18 protein-coding genes are annotated in these 21,903 nt (G+C 54.6%); 7 read left to right on the plus strand and 11 right to left on the minus strand.

Annotated elements, in window-relative coordinates; all coding sequences use genetic code 11:
- Positions 1 to 14 precede the first annotated feature (14 nt).
- Positions 15 to 1,013 carry an ABC transporter permease gene (locus CU041_RS05730; RefSeq protein ID WP_068519369.1) on the plus strand — a complete coding sequence of 333 codons (999 nt, stop codon included), beginning with the start codon at positions 15 to 17 and terminating at the stop codon, positions 1,011 to 1,013.
- Positions 1,010 to 2,179: an ABC transporter permease gene (locus CU041_RS05735; protein ID WP_101246105.1), complete on the plus strand. Its 1,170-nt coding sequence runs from the start codon at positions 1,010 to 1,012 to the stop codon at positions 2,177 to 2,179. Before CU041_RS05730 ends, CU041_RS05735 begins: the two co-directional genes overlap by 4 nt.
- Positions 2,180 to 2,261: 82 nt before the next feature.
- On the opposite strand, the gene CU041_RS05740 is transcribed toward CU041_RS05735, so the two are convergent.
- The 4 genes from CU041_RS05740 to dusA form a co-directional block, all read right to left on the minus strand.
- Positions 2,262 to 3,071, minus strand: a complete 810-nt coding sequence (locus tag CU041_RS05740; protein ID WP_233433019.1) for a class I SAM-dependent methyltransferase — start codon at positions 3,069 to 3,071, stop codon at positions 2,262 to 2,264.
- Between the two features lie 112 nt (positions 3,072 to 3,183).
- Positions 3,184 to 4,392 (minus strand): 3-phenylpropionate MFS transporter, encoded by a 1,209-nt coding sequence (locus CU041_RS05745; protein WP_101246107.1) that lies wholly within the window; start codon positions 4,390 to 4,392, stop codon positions 3,184 to 3,186.
- Positions 4,389 to 6,443, minus strand: a complete 2,055-nt coding sequence (mnmC, locus tag CU041_RS05750; protein ID WP_101246108.1) for a bifunctional tRNA (5-methylaminomethyl-2-thiouridine)(34)-methyltransferase MnmD/FAD-dependent 5-carboxymethylaminomethyl-2-thiouridine(34) oxidoreductase MnmC — start codon at positions 6,441 to 6,443, stop codon at positions 4,389 to 4,391. The genes CU041_RS05745 and mnmC overlap by 4 nt, the downstream gene beginning before the upstream one ends.
- Entirely contained in the window at positions 6,440 to 7,435 is a 996-nt protein-coding gene (dusA, locus tag CU041_RS05755; protein WP_101246109.1) for a tRNA dihydrouridine(20/20a) synthase DusA, read from the minus strand. The genes mnmC and dusA overlap by 4 nt, the downstream gene beginning before the upstream one ends.
- Positions 7,436 to 7,578: 143 nt before the next feature.
- On the opposite strand from dusA, the gene CU041_RS05760 reads away from it, so the two are divergent.
- Complete coding sequence (locus tag CU041_RS05760) at positions 7,579 to 7,932, plus strand: ArsC/Spx/MgsR family protein (RefSeq protein ID WP_101246110.1); 354 nt, start codon at positions 7,579 to 7,581, stop codon at positions 7,930 to 7,932.
- Between the two features lie 11 nt (positions 7,933 to 7,943).
- The gene (locus tag CU041_RS05765) at positions 7,944 to 8,618 is read left to right on the plus strand and encodes an HAD family hydrolase (protein WP_101246111.1); all 675 of its coding nucleotides are present in this window, start codon (positions 7,944 to 7,946) and stop codon (positions 8,616 to 8,618) included.
- Between the two features lie 94 nt (positions 8,619 to 8,712).
- Here the strand turns inward: CU041_RS05765 and ggt are convergent, their stop codons facing one another.
- Complete coding sequence (ggt, locus tag CU041_RS05770) at positions 8,713 to 10,488, minus strand: gamma-glutamyltransferase (RefSeq protein ID WP_233433020.1); 1,776 nt, start codon at positions 10,486 to 10,488, stop codon at positions 8,713 to 8,715.
- A gap of 117 nt (positions 10,489 to 10,605) precedes the next feature.
- Positions 10,606 to 11,442 (minus strand): alpha/beta hydrolase, encoded by an 837-nt coding sequence (locus CU041_RS05775; RefSeq protein ID WP_101246113.1) that lies wholly within the window; start codon positions 11,440 to 11,442, stop codon positions 10,606 to 10,608.
- Between the two features lie 246 nt (positions 11,443 to 11,688).
- Here CU041_RS05775 and CU041_RS05780 point away from each other — a divergent pair, with 246 nt between their 5' ends.
- Entirely contained in the window at positions 11,689 to 12,369 is a 681-nt protein-coding gene (locus tag CU041_RS05780; protein WP_068519378.1) for a Crp/Fnr family transcriptional regulator, read from the plus strand.
- Between the two features lie 295 nt (positions 12,370 to 12,664).
- The gene (locus CU041_RS05785; RefSeq protein WP_101246114.1) at positions 12,665 to 13,039 is read left to right on the plus strand and encodes a DUF423 domain-containing protein; all 375 of its coding nucleotides are present in this window, start codon (positions 12,665 to 12,667) and stop codon (positions 13,037 to 13,039) included.
- Positions 13,040 to 13,172: 133 nt separating this feature from the next.
- Here CU041_RS05785 and rpmG read toward each other — a convergent pair whose 3' ends face one another.
- The 3 genes from rpmG to CU041_RS05800 all read right to left on the minus strand — a co-directional run bounded on the left by rpmG (position 13,173) and on the right by CU041_RS05800 (position 15,578).
- Positions 13,173 to 13,340 (minus strand): 50S ribosomal protein L33, encoded by a 168-nt coding sequence (gene rpmG, locus CU041_RS05790; RefSeq protein ID WP_008890790.1) that lies wholly within the window; start codon positions 13,338 to 13,340, stop codon positions 13,173 to 13,175.
- Positions 13,341 to 13,434: 94 nt separating this feature from the next.
- A complete protein-coding gene (locus CU041_RS05795) occupies positions 13,435 to 15,066 on the minus strand; it encodes a S41 family peptidase (RefSeq protein WP_233433021.1) in 1,632 nt (543 codons plus the stop codon).
- A 71-nt stretch (positions 15,067 to 15,137) separates the two neighbouring features.
- Positions 15,138 to 15,578, minus strand: coding sequence for a DUF983 domain-containing protein (locus CU041_RS05800; protein ID WP_233433022.1), 441 nt, complete (start codon positions 15,576 to 15,578; stop codon positions 15,138 to 15,140).
- A 186-nt stretch (positions 15,579 to 15,764) separates the two neighbouring features.
- Here CU041_RS05800 and CU041_RS05805 point away from each other — a divergent pair, with 186 nt between their 5' ends.
- Positions 15,765 to 16,547: an Hpt domain-containing protein gene (locus CU041_RS05805; RefSeq protein ID WP_068519380.1), complete on the plus strand. Its 783-nt coding sequence runs from the start codon at positions 15,765 to 15,767 to the stop codon at positions 16,545 to 16,547.
- An 86-nt stretch (positions 16,548 to 16,633) separates the two neighbouring features.
- On the opposite strand, the gene rnr is transcribed toward CU041_RS05805, so the two are convergent.
- Positions 16,634 to 19,051, minus strand: a complete 2,418-nt coding sequence (gene rnr, locus CU041_RS05810; RefSeq protein ID WP_101246116.1) for a ribonuclease R — start codon at positions 19,049 to 19,051, stop codon at positions 16,634 to 16,636.
- A gap of 49 nt (positions 19,052 to 19,100) precedes the next feature.
- Positions 19,101 to 21,749 (minus strand): type I DNA topoisomerase, encoded by a 2,649-nt coding sequence (topA, locus tag CU041_RS05815; RefSeq protein ID WP_068519382.1) that lies wholly within the window; start codon positions 21,747 to 21,749, stop codon positions 19,101 to 19,103.
- Positions 21,750 to 21,903: the final 154 nt, after the last annotated feature.

Raw genomic sequence — 21,903 nt, forward strand, 5'->3', positions numbered from 1 at the left:
GAGCGATTTCGCCGATGCTGACTTTTTTGGCAAGACGGCTTTTTGTAATGGTACCGACACTGATCCTGATCAGTGTGCTGGTATTCGTGATCATTCAGCTCCCGCCCGGGGATTTTCTGAGCACCTATCTCAATGAACTTCAGGCCCAGGGCGAGGCCGTCGATCCGGCAAAGATTGAATTTCTCAAACGGCAATACGGGCTCGATCAACCGATCTATGTGCAATATGCCGAATGGGCTTGGGGGCTGTTGCACGGTGATCTCGGCTTCTCGTTTGAATATAACCTTCCGGTAAGTGACGTGGTCGGCGACCGGTTGTGGTTGTCGATGGTGCTGAATTTCAGCACTGTCATTTTCATCTATATTGTAAGCTTCCCGATCGGGATCTATTCCGCGACACGGCAATATAGCTGGGGCGATTATGGCTTTACTCTTTTGGGCTTCCTCGGCCTCGCAATGCCGAACTTCCTGTTTGCCCTGATCCTGCTTTATTACGCCAATGTGGTCTTCGGGACGTCGATCGGTGGTCTGATGGATCCGGAATTCATCAATCAGGGCTGGTCATTTGCCAAAATCATGTCCGTTGCCGAACATCTTTGGGCGCCGGTTGTGGTGATCGGTACATCGGGAACCGCATCGATGATCCGGCGGTTGCGTGCCAATCTGCTTGATGAACTTGGCAAACAATATGTCGTTACCGCCCATGCCAAGGGCCTTTCGCCGACCAAGGTACTGTTCAAATATCCGCTGCGCATGGCGCTTAACCCGTTCATTGCCGATATTGGCAATATCCTTCCACAGGTGGTGTCGGGCTCGGTGCTGGTATCGGTGGTGATGTCCTTGCCAACCACCGGGCCGATGTTGCTTGCCGCGCTGCAAAGTCAGGACATGTATCTGGCCGGGTCGTTCCTGATGTTTCTGGCGCTGCTGACCGTTGTTGGCATGTTCATTTCTGACGTATTGCTTGCCTGGCTTGATCCCCGCATTCGCTTGCAGGGAGGTGTCTCCAAATGACGACGGATGACAACAAGCGCAACGAACATTTTGTTGATACCGCGCCCTTTGATCCATGGGACCGCGAAGCTCTGACGCCGGAACAGGAAAAATACTATCTGGCATCGCAATGGCAATTGATGTGGTGGCGTCTTAAACGTCACCGGCTGGCGTATTTTTCTCTGATCATTCTGGCGATCATGTATGCCTCGGTGTTCATCGTCGAGTTTATCGCCCCCTATGCGCAGGAAACGCGCAATTCGGAATTCATCCATCACCCGCCACAGGCAATCCACCTGTTCCATGACGGGGAGTTCGTCGGGCCATTTACCTATGGCACGGATTTCTCGGTGGATATGGAAACGCTGAAGCCGACCTATACGACCAATATGGGCCGTGTTGATCCTGTCAGGTTCTTCTGTTCGGGGGATGAATACGAATTCTGGGGCATGGTGGATATGGATTTCCATTTCGTCTGCCCTTCGGAAAACGGGACATTGTTCATCTTTGGAACGGACCGGCTTGGACGCGACATGTTTTCGCGCATGGTGTATGGCGCGCGCGTGTCGTTGACCATCGGACTGGTGGGGATTTCGGTCAGTTTCCTTCTGGGGATACTGATTGGCGGTGCGGCTGGCTATTACGGGGGATGGGTGGATGCCACGGCACAGCGTGCCATTGAAGTCATCCGATCATTGCCCGAAATCCCGCTTTGGATGGCGTTGTCAGCGGCCTTGCCCGTAACCTGGAGCCCGATCCTGATCTATTTCGGGATAACCATCATTCTCGGACTGATTGACTGGACCGGGCTTGCACGTGCGGTGCGTTCAAAACTTCTGGCCCTGCGTGAAGAAGACTATGCCCTTGCCGCACGCTTGATGGGGGCCAAACCCAAACGCATCATTGCCCGGCATCTGTTGCCGAATTTTGCAAGTCACCTGATTGCATCCGTGACGCTTTCAATTCCCAACATGATCCTTGGCGAAACCGCCCTCAGCTTCCTGGGGCTTGGCCTGCGTGCGCCGGTAACCAGTTGGGGCGTGCTTTTGAATGACGCCCAGAACATCAACGCCGTTGCCGTTTATCCGTGGCTGATGTTGCCTGTGGTGCCGGTGGTCATCGTTGTCCTGGCCTTCAACTTCCTTGGCGATGGCCTGCGCGATGCCGCGGATCCGTATAAGAACTAGCAAACCGCGACAACCGGTAACGACTTATAACATAAAGGGCAGCCTGATCAGGCTGCCCTTTGGCGTGTTTGGTGATATCTGTTTATCGTTTGCGCAGCCAAAGGCTGGTTTCATGTGCGCCGTCGGGCAGATGAATGCCATTGGCTATTGAATTTGTGACCAGATCATCAAGCCGGGTCGTGGCATAGGCGCTCGACCACATGATTTCAAATGCACCGCCCGCCAGCAACGCAGCAACGCCCTGTTGTTCGTTATAGCCGCGCCACTGCCAGATTTCCGGATAGTCATCGGGCAGGGTGATGTCATGGATGTGAATGATCGTTCCGCTGGGCAGGATCGGAATAACCGATGAAAACAGCAAATCAACATCGGTGCCGGGCATCAGGATATGGCTGGAATCAATCGACAGGAAATCCGATCCGACAAGATCGTTAAACACGGTCTGGTCGGCTTTCTGGACAATGCTGCGTTCGATCGTGATCGGCAATTTGGCGATGTCGGCGCGCGGGGCGGGGTCAATGGCGTGAAACTGTGTCGGAAGATCGCCATCCTTGATGGCCCGGTAATAAAATCGTGTCGAATGACCTGATCCGATTTCTATGATCCGGTTGGGACGAAACTCGCGGGTAAAGACATAGGCCATCATCCCGTCAAGGCGCGGAAACCAGCTTTGCTGCCAGCGTGGTTCAGGCGGTGACGCATTGCCAAAGGTGGCAAAGGCATCCTGATAAAGCGCAGCCTTGGTCAGCCAGGCTTTCATCGTCGGGGCGGCCTGTTCCATCATGGCTTCAATCGCCGGATATGTCGGCCGTCCGACCGCCTTTTGAGTTTCCGCGGCATAGCGATACGGGATGAAGTATCCCGCCGGTTCGGATCCGAAAAGCGTCTTCAAACCGAGTTTCCAACGGCGCATTCTGCGTGAGAACGGCATCGACGTCATATTGGCAGTCCTTATGGTCAAACGGTTTGAATAGGGATTGTGCTGTTATGTGGTGCGCAAGACATTAATCACAAAACGTTTTGTCTTCACCACGCCAGCTTCGCACAAGCCAGAAGGCGAATACCAGCGCAATCCCCGAAAGACCAGCCATGAAGTAATAGGCATGTGAACCAAATTGCTCATAAAGCGGCCCGGATGCCCAGATGCTGCTGCCCAGAAAAACACCCATCGACAATGTCGCCATCAGGCTTTGTGCGGATGTGGCAAGCTGTTGCGGGATGGCGCGCGCAATAAAGCTGACCGCTGCAAGATGGGTGATGCCAAATGTCATGGCATGAAGCGGCTGAACAAGCACGATCATCCAGACATTGTCGCTGGACCCCAAAACCGTCCAGCGCAGGATACCGGCCATCGCACCAAGCGAAAACAGAATGCCCGGATGGCGTCCGCGAACAAACCGGCCTGCAACCGCAAACAGGACAATCTCGGCAACCACGCCGATTGACCAGAAGATGCCGATCATTTCATGCGAATAACCGACCGATTCCCAATGGACAGAGGCAAAACTGTAATAGGTGCCATGTGCCCCCTGTGCAAAGCCGATGCAGCCCAGATAAACCAGAAATACCGGTTTGCGCAGCAAATAGATCAGGGACGACCCCGAACGCAACGGACGATCGGTCTGGGGATCGGGCATACGGGTGGTGATGACAAAATTGACAATGCCGGCAATGAACAGCATCCAGACAATCCATTGCGTCGATGTCCCGTCCAGAACCCAGCCGGCACCATATGACGCCACGATAAAGGCAAGCGACCCCCACAGGCGGACACGCCCGTAATCCAGTTCCCGTGCCTTGCATTCATGCACGGTAATGGTCGTGCCAAGCGGCAATAGCGGCGAAAAGGTAAAACCGATCACCACCGATAACGCCGCAAGCCACCAGAAATTACTCGAAACCGGAAAGGCCAGAATGGACAGCACATAAATGCCCGCCAGCCACAGCATCGGCGTTTTGCGATTGCCGGTGCGATCGGCACGCTGTGCGATCAGCGGGTCGGCAAATACCCGCACCCAGTTGGGCAGGGACAAAAGAATACCGATTTCACCGGCCGATAATCCCTGCGCCTTCAGCCATACCGGCCAATAGGGCAGGAACACCCCCTGAATCAAAAACAGGCCAGAAAAAAACAGGGCAAGAACGGTCGCTGTTTTCATGCGATCCGGGTCTTTTTGCGGGGCGGCGTTCATTGTGGTGGCTTGGTCATTCATGTTGTGATCTGGCGACGTTTCAGCCCGCGAATGACAAAGCGCGCCGGATGTATGGCATCCATCAGGGATTTTTCCAAAGGCAACGGCATGGCGCAAATCTCGCTGGCAAGAATTTCGGCGGCAAGCGGGGCACCAATCAGTCCACGCGCCCCGAACCCGGTACAGATATACACGTCTTTGTGGTAAGGCGCACGGATATATCGCGCGCCTTTTTTCCCTTTATCTATATCGTGATAGCACGAAAGATAGCGGTCAAAATCCGGTGCAGGCCCGATCAGCGGCAAGTGATCGGCTGTGGTGGTACGGACCGCTGCCCGACCGTCAAGTGCCTTGCCCGACAAATGTTCAGACAGTGCCGGAAGGATTTTCGATAACTGTCTGATATTAAATGCATGATCGCTTTCGCGGAGATCTGTTTTGGCATCATCGCGCCCAAACGTTGCTCCGATCACGTGCATGCCGTCACGTTGGGGGGTGATATATCCCTTATAGCTTAGAACACAACGCATGTTAGCGCTAACATACGTCTCGGCCAATGCGTCGGTCGGGCAATAGGTAATCTGCCCGCGAACCGGGTTAAGGTGATCGGAAAGCCAACTGGTTTGGGCAAGGTTTGCGGTTTCGAGGGCGCCGGCGATCACCACCGTATCAAACGGACCAAATTCGCGGCCATCGTTGCTGCGCAGTCGCTTGCCATCCGGGCTATCAATGATTTCCGAAATACAGGTCGCAAGCTGACATTCGATATCTTCTGTCAGGGCGCGGACAAAAGATGGCGGATGGACCCATCCGGCAGAAGGATAGAACACCCCGTCCATCGGAACCGGAATGCCCAGCATGTTGCTGGCTTCATCGCTGGTCATGGCCCGCACAAGGTCAGGTTTGTCATGCAAGCGGGCGATCAGGCCGTCAAGACGTTCACGTTTGCGCGGACTGGTCGCAAGGTCCAGCACCCCGCAAAAATCGGCTTCGACCTTGCCCTGGTCAGCCAGGCGTTTGACCATGCGATGGCTGAACCGATATCCGGCCTCATAGAAACGGCCCATGATCGCATGATCAACCGTCAGATATGGTTCGAGCATCCCGATCGGATTGCCCGATGCGGCTTGGGCAAGGTCGCGATGCTGTTCGAACAGCACCACCTTGCAGTCTCGCTGATGCAGGGCACTTGCGCAGGCGGCACCGGCCATGCCGCCGCCAATAACGGCAACGGTTTTTGCTTTGGTTTTGGTCGCACCGGGCAGGTGAAACCATGGATCATCGGCAATTTCATAGCGGGCCTCATCATCGGAAAGTTCCGGTTGGCGGGCCAGAAGGTTTGCCGTGATCATGTCGCGCTTATAGGCAAAGCCTTTGCGTTTGCTGACCTCGAAACCGGCACTTTCCAACCCGTCACGTGCAATGCGGGCGGCCGTAAAGGTCGCAAGTGTCGCACCGGCCGGGTTAGATGCCGCTGCCAGCGCCGAGAACAGGGATGGTTGCCACATATCGGGATTGCGCGACGGCGCAAAGCCGTCAAGAAACCAGCAATCAATTGCCCCGGAATATCCCGACCAGCAGTCGATCGCATCCCCGATCAAAAGCGTCAGGGAGATGGCGCCATCAGCAAGGATAAATCGGTGAATACCGGGCAGCATCGTTTCATGGGGCCAGACATCGCCAAGTTGTTCTGACAAGTCTGCCAATTCCGGCCAGCTTCTATGCGCGCGGATCATGTCATCGCGCGATAACGGGTATTTTTCGACCGAAACAAAGTGCAGGCGTTTGGACCGATCCGGATCCTGTGCCCAGCATTGCCAGGCCGCCAGAAAATTCAGCCCGGTGCCAAATCCCGTTTCACCAATGGTAAAATTGTCTTTGCCTTGCCAGGCCGTCGGCAAATTGTTGCCATCGACGAACACATAATGTGTTTCAGCAAGCCCGTCTTTGGGATTGTAATAAACATCGCCAAAATGCGGGGAAAACGGGACATCGCCATCGCGCCAGGTTATCGCGCCGGCTTTGGCAGGGGCGTCATTTTCCCCGATGACGTCATGGTCCCGTGCTGTCATGCAGACAGGGCCTCGTCATCACGTTCGGGCACCAGTGCCAGTGCTTCGCGCACGACTTCGGTTCCGGCACCTTTGCGATGGGCATTTTCGCTGAGATAACGACGCCATTGCTTGGCACCACGCATTTGCTGGAACAGGCCAAGCATGTGACGGGTGACATGACCAATGGTGGCATTTTCTTCGGTAAGATGTTGCTCGATATAGGGCAACATGGCTTCGACCACCTGATGACGGGTCAGCGGTTTGGCATCATCGCCATAAAAGCGACGGTCGACATCGGCCAGAATATAGGGGTTCTGATAGGCTTCGCGTCCGATCATCACACCATCAACATGTTTAAGGTGCTCTTCGGTTTCATCAAGCGTCTTGATGCCGCCATTGATCAGAATTTCGAGTTCGGGGAATTCCTGTTTAAGCTGATAAACCAGCTCGTATTTCAGGGGCGGGACTTCGCGGTTTTCTTTGGGTGACAGACCTTTGAGCCAGGCCTTGCGGGCATGGACGATGAATGTTTTGCACCCGGCATTGGCAACGGTTTCGGTGAACCGTTTAAGGGATGGATAGTCTTCCTGATCATCAATGCCGATCCGGTTTTTGACGGTAACCGGCGCGTCACTGGCAGCGATCATTGATTTGACGCAGTCGGCCACAATATCGGGTGTCCCCATCAGGCAAGCCCCGAACGCACCATTTTGCACCCGATCAGATGGGCAGCCGCAATTCAGATTAATCTCGTCATAGGCATATTGATTGGCGATGTCACAGGCACGTGCCAGATCATCCGGATCGCTGCCGCCAAGCTGAAGCGCAACCGGGTGTTCCGCCGTGTTGTAGCGCAGATGCCGGTCAACGTCGCCATGAATGATCGCGCCTGTTGTGACCATTTCGGTATAAAGCAACGTATGACGACTGATCTGGCGCAAGAAATAGCGATCATGCCGATCCGTCCAGTCCATCATCGGGGCGACGGAAATACGTCGATTAACAGTCATATGCCTACCGTTTGTGTTCAAAGCGGGTGAATGGGGTTGCCGTATTCCAAGCGCCGTCTTTATATAGGTTCAGGGATTAAGGGTCAAAACCGATTGAGCGATGCATGGCTGCATCCCGAGTTTGAAAATTAACAGGAATAGATATGGTCACGATTTACGGCATCAAGAATTGCGATACTGTCCGCAAAACCCTGAAATGGTTCGATGCACAAGGTGTTGAAAACAAATTGCATGATTTCCGTGTGGACGGCATTGATGCCAAAACCATCGAAGGATGGCTTGATGAAGTCGGTGGCGCGGTGCTGATCAATAAACGCGGGCCAAGCTATCGCAATCTGTCTGATGCCGATAAGGCAACGCTGGAGCAGGGCGGGGCAAAGGCCGCAGAAATTCTTGCGGCCAACCCGACTGTGATCAAACGACCGGTCGTTGATTTCGGTGCGACCCGTTCGGTCGCCTATGATGAAAAACGCTGGACGGAACTGGCGGGCCTTTAAGGGTATCTGACATGACAAAGCCGGTTATTCGTGGCGTGATCTTTGATTGCGACGGTGTTCTTGTGGACACGGAAACACTTGCCTGTCGTGTTCTGACCGAACAGCTGTGTGAATATGGCTGCGATATGGACATGACAAAGACCCATGATCTTTTCATCGGCGGGACACTTGCGATGGTGCCCCCGAAAATGAAGGAACTGTTTGACATCACCTTGCCCGAAGACTGGCTTGCGGAATGTTATGAACGGACCTTTGTGGCGTTTCGCAATGATCTGGAACCGTTTGCCGATCTGGGGCCGATCCTTGATCTTCTTGATCACCACGGCATTCCGATGGCGGTTGGCAGCAACGGCCCCCATAACAAGATGGATGTTTCACTGGGCAAGGTCGGGATCAAGGATCGCTTCGGGGATCGGATCTGTTCGGCCCATGACGTCAAAAATGCCAAACCGCATCCGGATGTCTATTTGCTGGCAGCGGAAAGAATGGGACTGCCGATCACGGACTGCGTGGTCGTTGATGACAGCCAGAACGGGGTCCGGGCAGGCGTGGCATCGGGGGCAACAACCGTCGGGTTGGTTGACATCACACCGGCACAGTATCTGCTTGATGCCGGTGCGCATTTCATTGCCAATGATCACAAGGATTTGCACAGCCTGTTTGAAAGCTGGATCACAGCAGCCTGAATAACCGCTGATGACGGTAAAGATAAAAGGGCGGAACAGCGTCACGGCTGTTCCGCCCTTGTTGTTGCATGGTGTTTTGCTACGCTTGTTTGGCCTAATTTCCGATAACCAGTCCCTCGCGGCGCGGATCGGCGCCACCGATCAATGTATCTTCGGTGATCATGATGGCGTGAATGCCGGAATTAAGGTCCTGGATACTGGTTTTAAAACCCATTGCCTCCAATTCGGGGGCAAGTGATGTGGCGGGTGTGCCCGCCTCGACATCAAATGTACCAAACCGGTTGACCAGATGGGGCATGTTGATGGCTTCTTGCGGGGACATGTTCCAATCAATCATTGCGATGAGTGACTGGGCGACATACCCGATAATGCGCGACCCGCCCGGGGAGCCGACGGCAAGGAACGGTTTGTCATCTTTCATCACGATGGTCGGGGCCATTGACGATCGCGGGCGTTTACCCGGTTCTAGCCGGTTGGCGATGGGAACGCCGTCCTTGTGCGTGCGGAATGAAAAATCGGTCAACTCGTTATTAAGCATGAAGCCGTTCACCATAAGCCGCGAACCAAAGCCGTTTTCGATGGTTGTTGTCATCGACACGACATTGCCATAGCTGTCGACAATTGAAAAATGGCTGGTACTCGGGAGTTCGATGGCCTCATCATCGGCAAGCTTCATCGCATGACTAAAGGATGGCAAGCCGGCTTCGACGTTATCAAGCGCGCGCTTGCTGGTAAGCAATTTGGACCGTTCACCAAGATAATCCTTATCAAGCAATCCGCTTAACGGCATCGGGACAAAATCGATATCGGCCATATACCGGCCGCGATCGGCAAAGGCCAGCCGCGATGCATCCCCGATCAGGTGCCAGCTTTCAGCCGCATTCGGCCCAAGCGTTGCGATGTCATATGGCTCGATCAGGCCAAGGATTTGTCCGACCGTAAGTGCGCCTGACGATGGCGGGCCCATGCCACAAACGTCATAGCCGCGATATTCGGCGCAGACCGGTTGACGTTCCTTGACCTGATAATTGGCAAAGTCACGCATGGATAAAACGCCGGGGTTCCAGGTCGCACCTTTGATTTTGGCAACAATGTCCCGTGCGATGGACCCGTAATAGAAGTTTTCAGTGCCATGTTGGGCAAGATCGCGCAATGTGGCCGCATAATCCGGATTGCGCAGGGTCGTCCCGGCGGCAATCGGGGTGCCATTGCTGTTAAAGAAATAATTCCGTGCCGTCGGGTCGCGCGACAATTTTTCCTGATCTGCCGCGATCAATGACGCCAGGCGTTCGGAAACCGCAAATCCGGCATCCGCACGTGTGATGGCTGGCGACAGGACGACCGGCCAGTCAAGTTGCCCCCATTTTTCATGGGCCGTTTTCAGTAATGCCGGGGTGCCCGGTGTCCCAACGGACCGGCCACCGACAACCGCGTCATAGAATTTAAGCGGTTCGCCATTGTCATCCTGAAACAGGGTGGGGGTCGCGTCAAGCGGGGCGGTCTCACGGCCATCAAGGGTGGTGAGGGTGCCGTTTTGTGCGTCGTAATAAACAAGAAACGCCCCGCCACCAAGGCCGGACGACTGTGGTTCAACAAGGCCCAGCATCGTCTGGACTGCAACCATGGCATCAATGGCATTGCCGCCCTGTTGCAGAATATCTGCACCAGCCTTTGCGGCATGCGGATTGGCTGCCGAAACCATCCAGTGTCGAGCGTGAATGTCTGTGCGCGGGGCGGATGTGGCGGTGCCGTTTTCCGGGGCAACGGCATCGGTGGCCTGTTGGGCTGTTGCCGATGTGCTGATCGTGCCTGCGATCCCCGCCATGGCTATGACGGGAAGGACCCGGATCAATGGGAAAAGACTGTTCATGTGGGGCATGTCACCAACCTTTGTTCTGGCTAAGGTGAACATGCTCCCAGAAAATGTCTGTGATTTAAAGCCATCGTTTTGCAGCAGATCAAAAGTTCAACCACAAATGATCGATGATCATGCCGCGCTTTTGTTGCCCTTGGTGCGCTGCTGGGTCACCAGCTTGACCTGAAGCCATTCAAGCATGGTCTCGGCCACCTTTTCCCAGTTTTTATCAAGCATCATGGCGTGGTGAATATCATCAACCAGCGCATAGTCGGCGTGATATTTCCTGGCAGTGTGGTGGATCAGTTCGCTTTGAATGATTTCATCATCATGGGCCCCGATCACCAGCATTGCCGGTGTGTCGTCCGCGGTCAGGAAAATCGGATTGGCGCCCATCATATCAAGAAGTGCGCGCTGACTTTCCGTTTCCAGACGCCCGAAATAGATCATGCCTTCGTCTTCGGCGATGTCGGGCGACAGCATGGCGCGACCCAGTCGTTCGCGCAAAAATGTGTGCGGGCCGATTGCCTGAAGCCAGGCCATCTGAAAATAAAGATCGGGCTGGGCCATCGCCATCATGGTATTGCTGGCCAGAAGGCCTTCGGGCGGGACCGATGCCATCAGAATGGCAGCTTCGGCAGTGTGCTGTTCCAGATATTTCTGAATGATATAGCCACCCATTGAATGGCCGATCAGAACCGGCGTCTGCCCAAGTGTGTCGACAACTTCTTCCAGATCCTCGACATAATCATCAATCGAGGCAAGGCTGCGCAATTGTCGTCCGCCACTGCCACCGTGCCCTCTGAGTGAAAAGGATACGGTTTCAAATCCCTTGTCGGCAAACCAGTTCAGGAAATGCTCGTTCCAGCACCAGGCACCAGTAAAGGCCCCGTGCACGAAGACAAGCGGGTGTTTGCTTTTGGGTTTGCCCGTCGGACTGCGGCGGAAAATTTCCAGTTCTGGACTCATGCTGGGTCTCCTAAAGGAAACAGGACCAATATGTGATGAAGTCGTATGGGAAATTCTGCAAACATGTTCGCACATGCAGCATGGTCATGTCTATCGGGATGTGCTGATTTACATCTTGTTGCAATAGATTGTCAGTGCCTGGTTGTTTGCTTATGATTGTGTACGGGACAGTGGAAGTATCAAGAGGGGCAGCGTCACAGTTGCCAATTCGAATAACAACAACAGCGCAACATAAAGCATGGGTTCATGACCAAATTATCTGTCGTTGGCATTTTTGCTAACCTCGACGAAGACGCACTTGGGGACGTTGAACGTCACATCAATCGCAAAACATATGCAGCCGGTGCCCAGATCATCGAGCCCGAAGCAGACAGTTCAGACGTCTATCTGATTTTGTCGGGCCGTGTACGGATCGTGAATTATTCCCTGTCGGGGCGCGAAATCACGCTTGAAGAAATCGGTGCTGGCGGTTGTGTCGGTCAATTGTCCGCGATTGACGGGGAACCCAGATCGGCCTGTGTTTTTGCTGTGGATGATACGGATGTCGGGATTTTGAGCCCCGCGAACTTTGAAAAAGTTGTCAAAAGTCATCCGTCTGTGGCCTGGAATGTGATCAGCGAACTGGCGCGGATTGTGCGCACATCAACGCGCCGGATTGTCGATGTCAGCACGCTTGGTGCAAACGAACGGGTCATTGCCGAAATCCTGCGTCGGGCGCAACAGGTTTGCGATGACAAGGGGGCGGCAACCTTGTCGCCAGTACCGGTGCATTCCGAGGTAGCCGGCCGTGTAAGCACGTCGCGCGAAACCGTTGCGCGCGTGATGGGAAGTCTTGGCCGCAAGGGGCTGGTCAACAAGATTGACAGCGGATTGCATGTTCCAGATGTCCGTCGCCTTGAAGAATTCCTGAGCGAGTCCATTCACTGATCGTCTTACGGATGGTCGGTAAAATTGCCAAAAACGATGTTTCTGCTCGGAAATGTCACAAAATGAACGATTTTTCGATCAGTTGTGATGGCTGTCACAGAAATAGCGAGTATGCGCAGGTAGTAATAATCTTGTGACGGGCATTTCGATGGTCCGGCACATCTCCCCCAAGAGAGTTTACTGGCCGTACTTTTTAGTACGGCCATTTTTTTTGCGTTTTCGCATGGCGATGGTGCGGATGCCTTTGTAATCTGACGCGATTATTCAGCATCATTAACGCAAAAGGATGGCAGGAATGCGGTTATCGGTTGTGATGGCGGGGCTTAACGGGGCGATGGCGGTTGCCCTTGGTGCCTTTGCTGCCCACGGGATGGCAGGGACGGATATGGAATATGCGCGAAGTCTGGTTGAGAAGGGCGCGCATTATCAGCTTGTTCACGGGGTTGCACTGGCCGCGATTGCAGGCCTTGTGCATCATATCCCTGACGAAAAGCTTTTGCGGATTGCGGCTTATGCGATGCTGGCTGGCATCCTTTTTTTCTGCGGATCGCTTTATGTCATCGCCTTTAGCGGTATTTCCGCGTTTGGGGCAATTGCACCGGTTGGCGGTGTATCGTTCATTGCAGGCTGGCTTGCGCTTGCGGCGGCGGGGTATCGCCGGTTTGCATAGTTAGGATAGGGAATGCCATGCCCGATCCGTCGGGCTGGCGTTTTGGTCTGAAGCCTGGAGATAAAAAAAAGACGTGACCCGAAGGGCACGTCTTTTTTTAAATCGTCCAGTAGTCCGGTTCCGAAGAACCTGATTACTTCATTTTCGCTTCTTTGAACACGACGTGCTTACGCACGACCGGGTCGTACTTGCGAAACTGGAATTTCTCGGTGGTATTCCGCGGGTTCTTCTTAACAACATAGAAGTAACCGGTGTCTGCGGTGCTTACCAACTTTACGAGGATCGAAGCGGGCTTCGCCATGTCTCTGCATCCTGTGTTCAGGTGTATCTCAGGCGGCGGAACATAAAGGTTATCGCCAGAGTGTCAAGCCATTTTGGCAAAAAAGAATGCATTTTTAATGCGCGTCGAAAGTATCGGCGATTTCCTGTTGTCCGACAAAGGCGAGATTCTTGTAATCAGGGCTGTTTTTCAGCAATTCCAATGCAACTTTAATGTCAAATTCGTCATTGTTGCTGTGGGCCGGGCAGACGCTTCGAAGTTCCCGGCGGCTTTTTTCATCCCGGTAATCAAGGGTGCGCCATTTGGTCAGCATGCTGGCCGTCTGATCACGCTGTGACAGGGCGGTTGAAACCCGGTGAACCGGGGTATCATTATCATTTGATTGCGTGCAGATCGCCGGGAACAGTCCGATTCTGTCAAATGTATAGCCCGACGGGGCCGTCATCCGCGACCAGGTAAAGGTCAAGGTGCCATGGTTTGGCAAATCATTGATTGCCTGAACCGATCCTTTGCCAAAGCTGGTGGATCCGACAAGCACAGCACGATTGCGATCCTGAAGGGCCGCAGCAACCAATTCGGCCGATGATGCGGTGCGCCCGTCGATCAGGACAATCAGCGGTGCCCCCCTGGTCAGGTCGCTATTGCCGGCCCGGAACGTATGGCGGGCGGCCATGACGCGCGAAAATGTGTTGCCGATCGGGCCGTTTTCAAGGAACAGGTCGGCCACAGCGACCCCCTGTTGCAGCAAACCGCCGCGATTGCCCCGCAAATCAAGGATAACCCCCTTAAGTCCGCCATCATAAAGTTGCACCTTAAGGATGTTGTCGCCCAATGTGCTTGCGGTTGCACTGTTGAAGCTGGTGATGCGGGCAATCAGGATATTGTCGCGGGTTTCGGCAAAAACGGTCCGGTCAATGACACGTTCACGCATGATTTCAACCGGGACAATTGCCCGATTGTCGGCCTTGTTGATGTCGATGGTCACCCGTGTGCCTTCTTCACCATGAAGAAGGTCGGCAGTATAGGTGCTGGTCTTGCCATACATGTCTTCGCCATTGACCGCGACGATCTGATCCCCGGGATGCAGTCCGGCCTTGGCCGCCGGGCTTTCGGGATGCACCAGTTTCACCACCGGATAGCCGTCACCGCCGATAACGCGAATGCCGATGCCGATATATCCGTCACGCCGGTTGCGCGCCGTTTCGGCCTGTTTAGGGCCTTCATAGCGGCTGTAACGGTCTAGGTTGCGAATGGCGCCACTGACCAGGGCGGCCTGAACATCAAGGGTGTCGCTATTGCGCAGCACCGGTGAATAGGCCCGATAGGTGCCAAGCCCGCGCAGGGTGATTTCAGACCAGATTTGGTTGCCTTCAACACTTGTCTGATCATAGTTGGTCTGCGGAAGGGCGATGGTTTGTACCGTCTTGCCGTCATATTGCAAGACGAGGTCATCCGGGGTGATATCGACCCGGATGTTGTCATCGATTTCAGACAGGCCATCAAGGGTGTTGACCAGAATCTGATCGCGGCTGATCGGATCAATATACCGGGTAGCGACAAGATCGATTGTCTGGGTAACCAGTTCGCGGGTTTGCGGATCATCCGGGGCTGTAATCCCGGCAACCTGCGGGGTGCCACAAGCCGCCTGTAAAAGGCAAAGCCCAAGCGTAGCCCCGATACGCCGCCAATGGCGCAAGCTGGTCTTAAGACAAAGGTCTTCAATGCGGGGCCGGCCAATCGTGACCAAGGGAAACATCCGACTAATTTTGGAAATCCAAGTTACTTATTCTAAAGGAAAATGTGCCCGATAGCCAATGACTATCCTTTGATGCGCATGGCCCACTGGGTGCCAAGTACCGCGCCTTTGATAAAGGGCAGGAAACCAAGGCACAGCAACACGGTCGCCGGCAGCCAGATCGACATTTGCATCCAAAGCGACGGCTTGATTGTTTGCTCCATCATCAGAACGCCGGGCACAACGATATGTCCGACCAGAAAGATGGTGAAATAGGGCGGTGCATCGTCGCAGCGATATTCACCAATCGGGTGACTGCAAACATCACATGCCGGGCGCAGCTTAAGATACCCGCCAAATGCAAGCCCGTGGCCGCAATTGGGGCACTTGCGCCGGAACCCGCGCCGCAGACCAAGCAGCAACCGCTTGCCGCTATCGGTCGGGCCGGAAAGGCCATCTTCGGTATGGGACGGGGGCGTCATATCGCGAAGGGGATCGTTCTGATCGTTGTGGGGCATCGTCATGGGGCGCTTAACTCCTGTTTCTTTTCTGCCCGCACTTGATCCAAAGGGCAAAAAGGGGCATTGAAACGGTATGCCATCATCATGATGTTCAATAGCGCAAGCAAGTAAAATCGACCCGTTCTAATCACCCTATGGGCGACTTTGCGATTGTAAAGCATAATTGAATACCTGCTAAAGGAGTGCCCAATGGGAAATGCGGACGATATCGTTGCCAGTCTGAAACAGGACTTCATTGAGGACACAATTGAACGTGTTGACCGGATTGAAACAACGATTGATCGTATCGCCGGCGGGATGGATGAAGCGGGGCCGGGGATTGCGGAAATTCGCCGCGAAGCCCACACCGTCAAGGGTTTGGCCGGATCATTCGGGTTTCCCCTTGTTGGCGCAATTGCCCATCGCATGGAAGATTACATCGCCGAGCTGACCAAAATCGATGATCTGGAAGCCGCATCCCTGGTCGATTTCACCAGCTGGATTCGCGAAATCATCGAAAGCGGCACCAATCCGCAGGCCGAGGAAGAAACCCGCATCCTGCGTTCTTTGCCGACCCGCACGGTAAAAAGTGATGAAAAGGCCGAAAAATCCCACAACGGATCGGCGCAGGACAAGGAAATCCTGCTTGTGACCGCAACGGCTGTTCAGGCCCATTTTCTGCAGCGCGAATTGCGCGAACAGGGGTTCCGCACCATCACCGCGCGCACCGCTGTCGAGGCCTTTGAAACAGTTGTTCAGTCCCATCCCGATGCGATCATTACCGCAGCTGTTCTTGACGGGCTGAGCGGCATTGAACTGATCCGGGCCTTGGCGGCGATGAAGACGCTGGCGGATAAAAAACTGGGCCTTCTGACAAGTTTTGATGCATCGCATCCTGATCTGGACGGGTTGCCGGGCAATGTCGCGATCATCAATAATCGTGGCAAACAGACATCCGAGCATCTGGCGAAATTCATCGCGACCATGATGTAACTGGCATAATTTATTGTTTTGATTGCACAAAGGGCGGCCAGATGGCCGCCCTTTGTTTGTTTGCGTGTTTGTTCACGGGGGGGGTATTACGACTTGTCGTCGCGTTTGGCAGTGTTGCGGGTGACGCGGTTTGACGCGACCAGCTTGCGTTGCTTTTTGGGCGTCGTTTTCTTTTTGCCCTTTGACTTGGTCGCAGACGTGCCACCAGGGCCCTTGCCATCGCGCGGGCCGGAACGGAAGCCGGGTTTGCTGCCATGACGGTGGCTGCGGTCCCCGGGGCTGCTGCCCCTACGTTTTCCCTGGCCTTTGCGCCCACGTGGCCGTTCGACCAGATCGCGGGCGGTGATGTCGGCATGTTCAGCCAGTCGCAATGCCAGTGACCCGGTTGCGGCATCGGCATCGGCGATGCGGACCACAACGCTATCACCCAACTGGAACTTCTTGCCGCGATTTTGCCCGACCAGTGCGTGGCTTGCGGCATCATGGATGTAATAGTCATCGGGCAGGGTGGAAATCGGCACCAAGCCGTCTGCCCCGGTTTCATTGAGCGAAATGAACAGACCAAAATGCGTGACCCCGGAAATCTTGCCCGGGAATTCGGCGCCAACCTTGTCAGACATATAGGCCGCGACATACCGGTCGACCGCATCGCGTTCGGCCATTGCCGCCCGTCGTTCGGTGCCGGAAATGTCTTCGCCGATCTGCTCGAACCGTTCACCATCTTCAGGCGGAAGGCCGCCTTCACCCAGCTTCAAACCGGCAATCAGCGCACGGTGGACCAGAAGGTCGGCATAACGGCGGATCGGTGATGTGAAATGGGCATATTTCTTCAATGCCAGGCCAAAGTGCCCGATATTATCGGGGCTATACATAGCCTGTGACTGGCTGCGCAGAACGACCGTGTTGATCAGCTCTGCCTCGGGCCTGTCCTTGGCCAGTTCCAGAATGCGGTTAAAGTCCCGCGGACGCAGAACCGATGCCTTGTTCAGCTGATACCCGGCCCCTTCAAGGAATTCGCGCAGGGCTTCAAGCTTTTCCTCGCTCGGGGCATCGTGGATACGATACATGCAGGGCTGCTTGATGCGTTCAAGTTCCTCGGCTGCACACACGTTGGCAGCAATCATGAATTCTTCGATCAGCTTGTGGCTGTCAAAGCGCGCACGCGGGGCAATTGCGACGATCTGGCCCTGATCATTCAGCTCAATCTTGCGTTCGGGAACATCAAGTTCCAGAACACCACGTTTTTTACGCGCTTCGAGGAAGGCGTGGAAAGCGCCATAAAGCGGCTTGATGATCGTGTCGACCAGTGGCCCTGTGGTGTCATCGGGCTGACCATCCATGGCGCGCTGCACCTGATCATAGGTCAGGCGCGCCGCAGAACGCATCATGCCGCGACAGAACTTGTGACGCAGCTTGTGCCCGTGCTTGTCGAGCCACATCTCGACCGCCATACAGCCGCGATCTTCATGGGGAACCAGCGAACACCAGCCGTTTGACAGTTCAAACGGCAACATCGGAACAACGCGGTCCGGGAAATAGCAACTGTTGCCGCGTTTCACCGCTTCGCGGTCAAGGGCGTCGCCCGGGCGCACATACCAGGACACGTCGGCAATCGCGACCATGATGTGCCAGCCGCCTTCATTGGCAGGATCGGGGTCGGCTTCGGCCCAGACGGCATCATCGAAATCACGTGCGTCCGCACCATCAATGGTCACCAGCGGGATATCGCGAAGGTCGGTGCGTTTGCCAAGCGGCGTGGCCTTTGATTCCCGTGCCTGAAGTTCGACTTCCGGCGGGAATTCAAACGGAATGCCACGCGCATGGATCGACACAAGGCTGATCGATTTGGGTTCGTTGATATTGCCAAGAACCTCGGTGATCCGGCCCTTGCGCAATCCGAAATGCTTGCCCGGCAGGATTTCCGTCAAAACCAGCGATCCGGCCTCAAGATCGGGATGATCATCAAGCGGCACTGCGATTTCGCCGCTATCCTTGCGATCCGTGGGCACAACACGGCCTTCGCGTTCATTGGGGCGGTAAAGTCCCAAAACGCGCTGTGGGCCGCTTCCAAGGACCCGCATGATGCTGGCTTCGTAGGTTTGCTTGCCGGTATAGCGCAGCTTGGCCAGAATCTTGTCACCGATGCCAGGCGCGCTTGGCCCGCCGCGGCGGATCGATTTGACGACAATCTGGGGCGGTTCGTAGTCGTGTTTCCAGACATTCGGCTTGGCCAGAACCTCGCCATCATCGTCGATGCCGGTAATTTCAAGCACCTCGACCGGGGGCAGACGGTCGGGTTTGTCAAACCGTCTGCGTCCCTTGACGACATCGCCGCCGATTTTCAGTTCCTTTAGGATCTTTTTAAGCTCGATCTTCGCTGCACCCTTGATGTTAAAGGCGCGCGCAATTTCGCGCTTGCCCACCGGGGTGGGGCTCATATCGATGAATTCGATGATTTCTTCCCGGGTCGGGAAGTGTTTTTTGTATTCTGTATCGTTCGCCAACTTCGCGGCGTCCTTTCACTTAATTTCCACTGAAAAGGAAAGCGGCAGATTAATCTGCCGCCGCCTTTTTCGTGGTTGTCTTCTTTGCTGCGGTTTTCTTTGCAGCCGTTTTCTTTTTCGCGGGGGCTTTTTTCTTTGCCGTCGCGGTTTTGGTTGCCGTTTTCTTGGTCGCGGCTTTTGATGTTTTGCCCGACTTGGCTTCCTTTTCCTTGATGGCCTTTATCGCCATCTCAAGGGTGATGTCATCGCGTTCAACATCGCGGATATTGGCGATGGTCTTTTTGTGTTTCACAAACGGACCCCAACGACCAACTGCGACAAAGATCGGTTCGTTGTCATCGGGATGTTTGCCGATTTCCTTGCCGGCTTTTTCGCGCTTGTCCGCGATCAGGGCGATGGCCCGGTTTTCACCAATGGTCAGCACGTCATCATCGGCCTTAAGAGACGCAAAGATGCTGCCGGCCTGAACATAGGGACCAAAACGTCCGATATTGGCTTTCATTTCCTCGCCGGTATCGGGGTAAATCCCAACCACGCGCGGAAGTGTCAGAAGCTCTTCGGCCTTGGTCAGGTCGACGACCGATGGTTCCAGCCCCTTGGGAAGGGAGGTACGTTTCGGTTTGACCTTTTTGGGTTTGCCGTTCTTGCCTTCGACTTCTTCTTCTTCACCAAGCTGAACATAAACCCCGTACGGGCCTTTGCGCAGGGTGATTTCCTTGCCGGTTTCCTTGTCGATGCCCAGAACCTTGGGTCCGGCATCAAGTTCGGAATCATTGCCATTTTCATTGGCAACCAGTGGCCGGGTGAAGTTGCAGTCCGGATAGTTCGAGCATCCCAGGAATGCACCGAACTTGCCCAGCTTCAAGCTTAGGGTGCCATCAGAACATTTCGGGCATTTATGCGGATCGGTGCCGTCTTCACGCGGCGGGAACAGATAATTTTCAAGCATCACCTGAAGCGCATCAAGCACATCGGTGATTTTCAGTTCCTTGGCCTCGTCGACATTGCCTTTGAATGATTTCCAGAAGTCACGAAGCACTTCTTTCCAGGCAAGGTTGCCGGTCGAGATTTCATCAAGCTGGTTTTCAAGATCGGCGGTGAAGTTGTACTGAACATAGCGTTCAAAGAACTTCGACAGAAACGCAGTGACAAGGCGACCACGGTCCTGTGCGACAAAGCGGCGCCGTTCAAGCAACACATAGTTGCGATCCTGAAGAACCGAAATGATCGATGCATAGGTCGACGGACGGCCGATGCCAAGTTCTTCCATCTTCTTGACCAGGCTCGCCTCGGTATAGCGGGGCGGGGGCTGGGTGAAGTGCTGGTCGATGCTGACTTTGCCAAGGTTGGGTTTCTGACCTTCCTTGAGCGGCGGCAGACGACGATCATTTTCGTCCTCGGCCTCGTCATCCTTGCCTTCCTGATACAGTTTCAGGAAGCCGTCAAATTTCACAACCGAGCCGTTGGCACGCAGAACAACGTGATTATCATTCGATGACAGGTCAACAGCAACCTGATCAAAGCGGGCATCTTCCATCTGGCAGGCAACGGTACGTTTCCAGATCAGGGTGTAAAGTGCCAGCTGGTCCTTATCAAGGTGGCGCGCCACCTGATCGGGGCGGCGGAACAGATCGGTCGGACGTACTGCTTCGTGGGCTTCCTGTGCGTTCTTTGCCTTGTTGGCAAAGCTGCGCGCACTGGCCGGAAGGTAGGCATCCCCGTAATCCTTGCCAATAAGGCGGCGTGCAGCAGCCAGTGCTTCCTGCGAAAGAACCACGGCATCGGTACGCATATAGGTGATCAGACCAACAGTTTCACCGCCGATATCAACCCCTTCATACAGGCGCTGGGCAAGCTGCATGGTGCGTTTTGCCCCAAAGCCAAGCTTACGCGATGCTTCCTGTTGCAGGGTCGATGTGGTGAAAGGCGGCTGCGGACGACGTTTGACGTCCTTGCGCTCAACCTTGGAGACCGCGTAGCTTCTGCTTTCGACCTTTTCCTTGGCGATCTTGGCGGCGTCTTCGTTGCCAAGCGCCAGTTTATCAAGCTTTTCGCCGTTCAGATGCGTCAGCCGTGCGGTAAAGTTGCCTTCCGGAACGGCAAATCCGGCCTCAAGCGACCAGTATTCGTCGGGTTTGAAGGCCTCGATCTCGATTTCACGTTCGCAAATCAGACGCAGGGCAACCGACTGCACACGGCCAGCCGAACGCGAACCCGGAAGTTTGCGCCACAGAACCGGCGACAGGTTGAAGCCCACAAGATAATCAAGTGCACGACGCGCCAGATAGGCATCAACCAGTTCCTGATTGAGTTCACGCGGATTGGCGATGGCGTCCGTGACGGCCTTCTTGGTGATCTCGTGAAACACGACGCGGTGCACATCACGCCCGCGGAGCAATTTTTTCTGCTCGAGAACTTCAAGAATATGCCACGAAATCGCTTCCCCTTCGCGATCCGGGTCAGTCGCGAGATAGATGGTGTCGGAGTCACGGGCCGCTGCGGCAATCTCGCGGATCTGTTTTTCCGATCGTCCATCCGTTTCCCAGACCATCGAAAAATCATTGTCGGTATCGACTGATCCGTCCTTGGACGGCAGATCGCGGATGTGACCGAAAGAGGCCAGCACCTTATAATCATCACCGAGATATTTGTTGATCGTCTTGGCTTTGGCCGGGGATTCGACGATGACAAGATTCATTACGTTTTTCGTGTCCGGTTCTTGCGCCCGAAGGCGATATTTATGTTGTGCTTCAATTAACCCGAATGCGAGACGCACATATATATAGTGTGTCTGTATTTCAAATCAGATTGCGCAAATTGCGGCAAATCACAACAATATTTGTCACGCCGAA

The sequence above is a fragment of the Thalassospira povalilytica genome (assembly GCF_002844235.1).
GTDB classification, from domain to species: domain Bacteria; phylum Pseudomonadota; class Alphaproteobacteria; order Rhodospirillales; family Thalassospiraceae; genus Thalassospira; species Thalassospira povalilytica.

Excerpts from the sequence above, each read along its gene's own strand:
- CU041_RS05780 (WP_068519378.1), top strand. The coding sequence starts at position 11,689 with ATGACCAAATTATCTGTCGTTGGCATTTTTGCTAACCTCGACGAAGAC.
- CU041_RS05785 (WP_101246114.1), top strand. The coding sequence starts at position 12,665 with ATGCGGTTATCGGTTGTGATGGCGGGGCTTAACGGGGCGATGGCGGTT.
- CU041_RS05735 (WP_101246105.1), top strand. The coding sequence starts at position 1,010 with ATGACGACGGATGACAACAAGCGCAACGAACATTTTGTTGATACCGCG.
- topA (WP_068519382.1), bottom strand. The coding sequence starts at position 21,749 with ATGAATCTTGTCATCGTCGAATCCCCGGCCAAAGCCAAGACGATCAAC.
- ggt (WP_233433020.1), bottom strand. The coding sequence starts at position 10,488 with ATGAACAGTCTTTTCCCATTGATCCGGGTCCTTCCCGTCATAGCCATG.
- dusA (WP_101246109.1), bottom strand. The coding sequence starts at position 7,435 with ATGACTGTTAATCGACGTATTTCCGTCGCCCCGATGATGGACTGGACG.
- CU041_RS05765 (WP_101246111.1), top strand. The coding sequence starts at position 7,944 with ATGACAAAGCCGGTTATTCGTGGCGTGATCTTTGATTGCGACGGTGTT.
- CU041_RS05745 (WP_101246107.1), bottom strand. The coding sequence starts at position 4,392 with ATGAATGACCAAGCCACCACAATGAACGCCGCCCCGCAAAAAGACCCG.
- mnmC (WP_101246108.1), bottom strand. The coding sequence starts at position 6,443 with ATGACAGCACGGGACCATGACGTCATCGGGGAAAATGACGCCCCTGCC.
- CU041_RS05800 (WP_233433022.1), bottom strand. The coding sequence starts at position 15,578 with ATGACGATGCCCCACAACGATCAGAACGATCCCCTTCGCGATATGACG.
- rpmG (WP_008890790.1), bottom strand. The coding sequence starts at position 13,340 with ATGGCGAAGCCCGCTTCGATCCTCGTAAAGTTGGTAAGCACCGCAGAC.
- CU041_RS05730 (WP_068519369.1), top strand. The coding sequence starts at position 15 with ATGCTGACTTTTTTGGCAAGACGGCTTTTTGTAATGGTACCGACACTG.
- CU041_RS05775 (WP_101246113.1), bottom strand. The coding sequence starts at position 11,442 with ATGAGTCCAGAACTGGAAATTTTCCGCCGCAGTCCGACGGGCAAACCC.
- CU041_RS05760 (WP_101246110.1), top strand. The coding sequence starts at position 7,579 with ATGGTCACGATTTACGGCATCAAGAATTGCGATACTGTCCGCAAAACC.
- CU041_RS05805 (WP_068519380.1), top strand. The coding sequence starts at position 15,765 with ATGGGAAATGCGGACGATATCGTTGCCAGTCTGAAACAGGACTTCATT.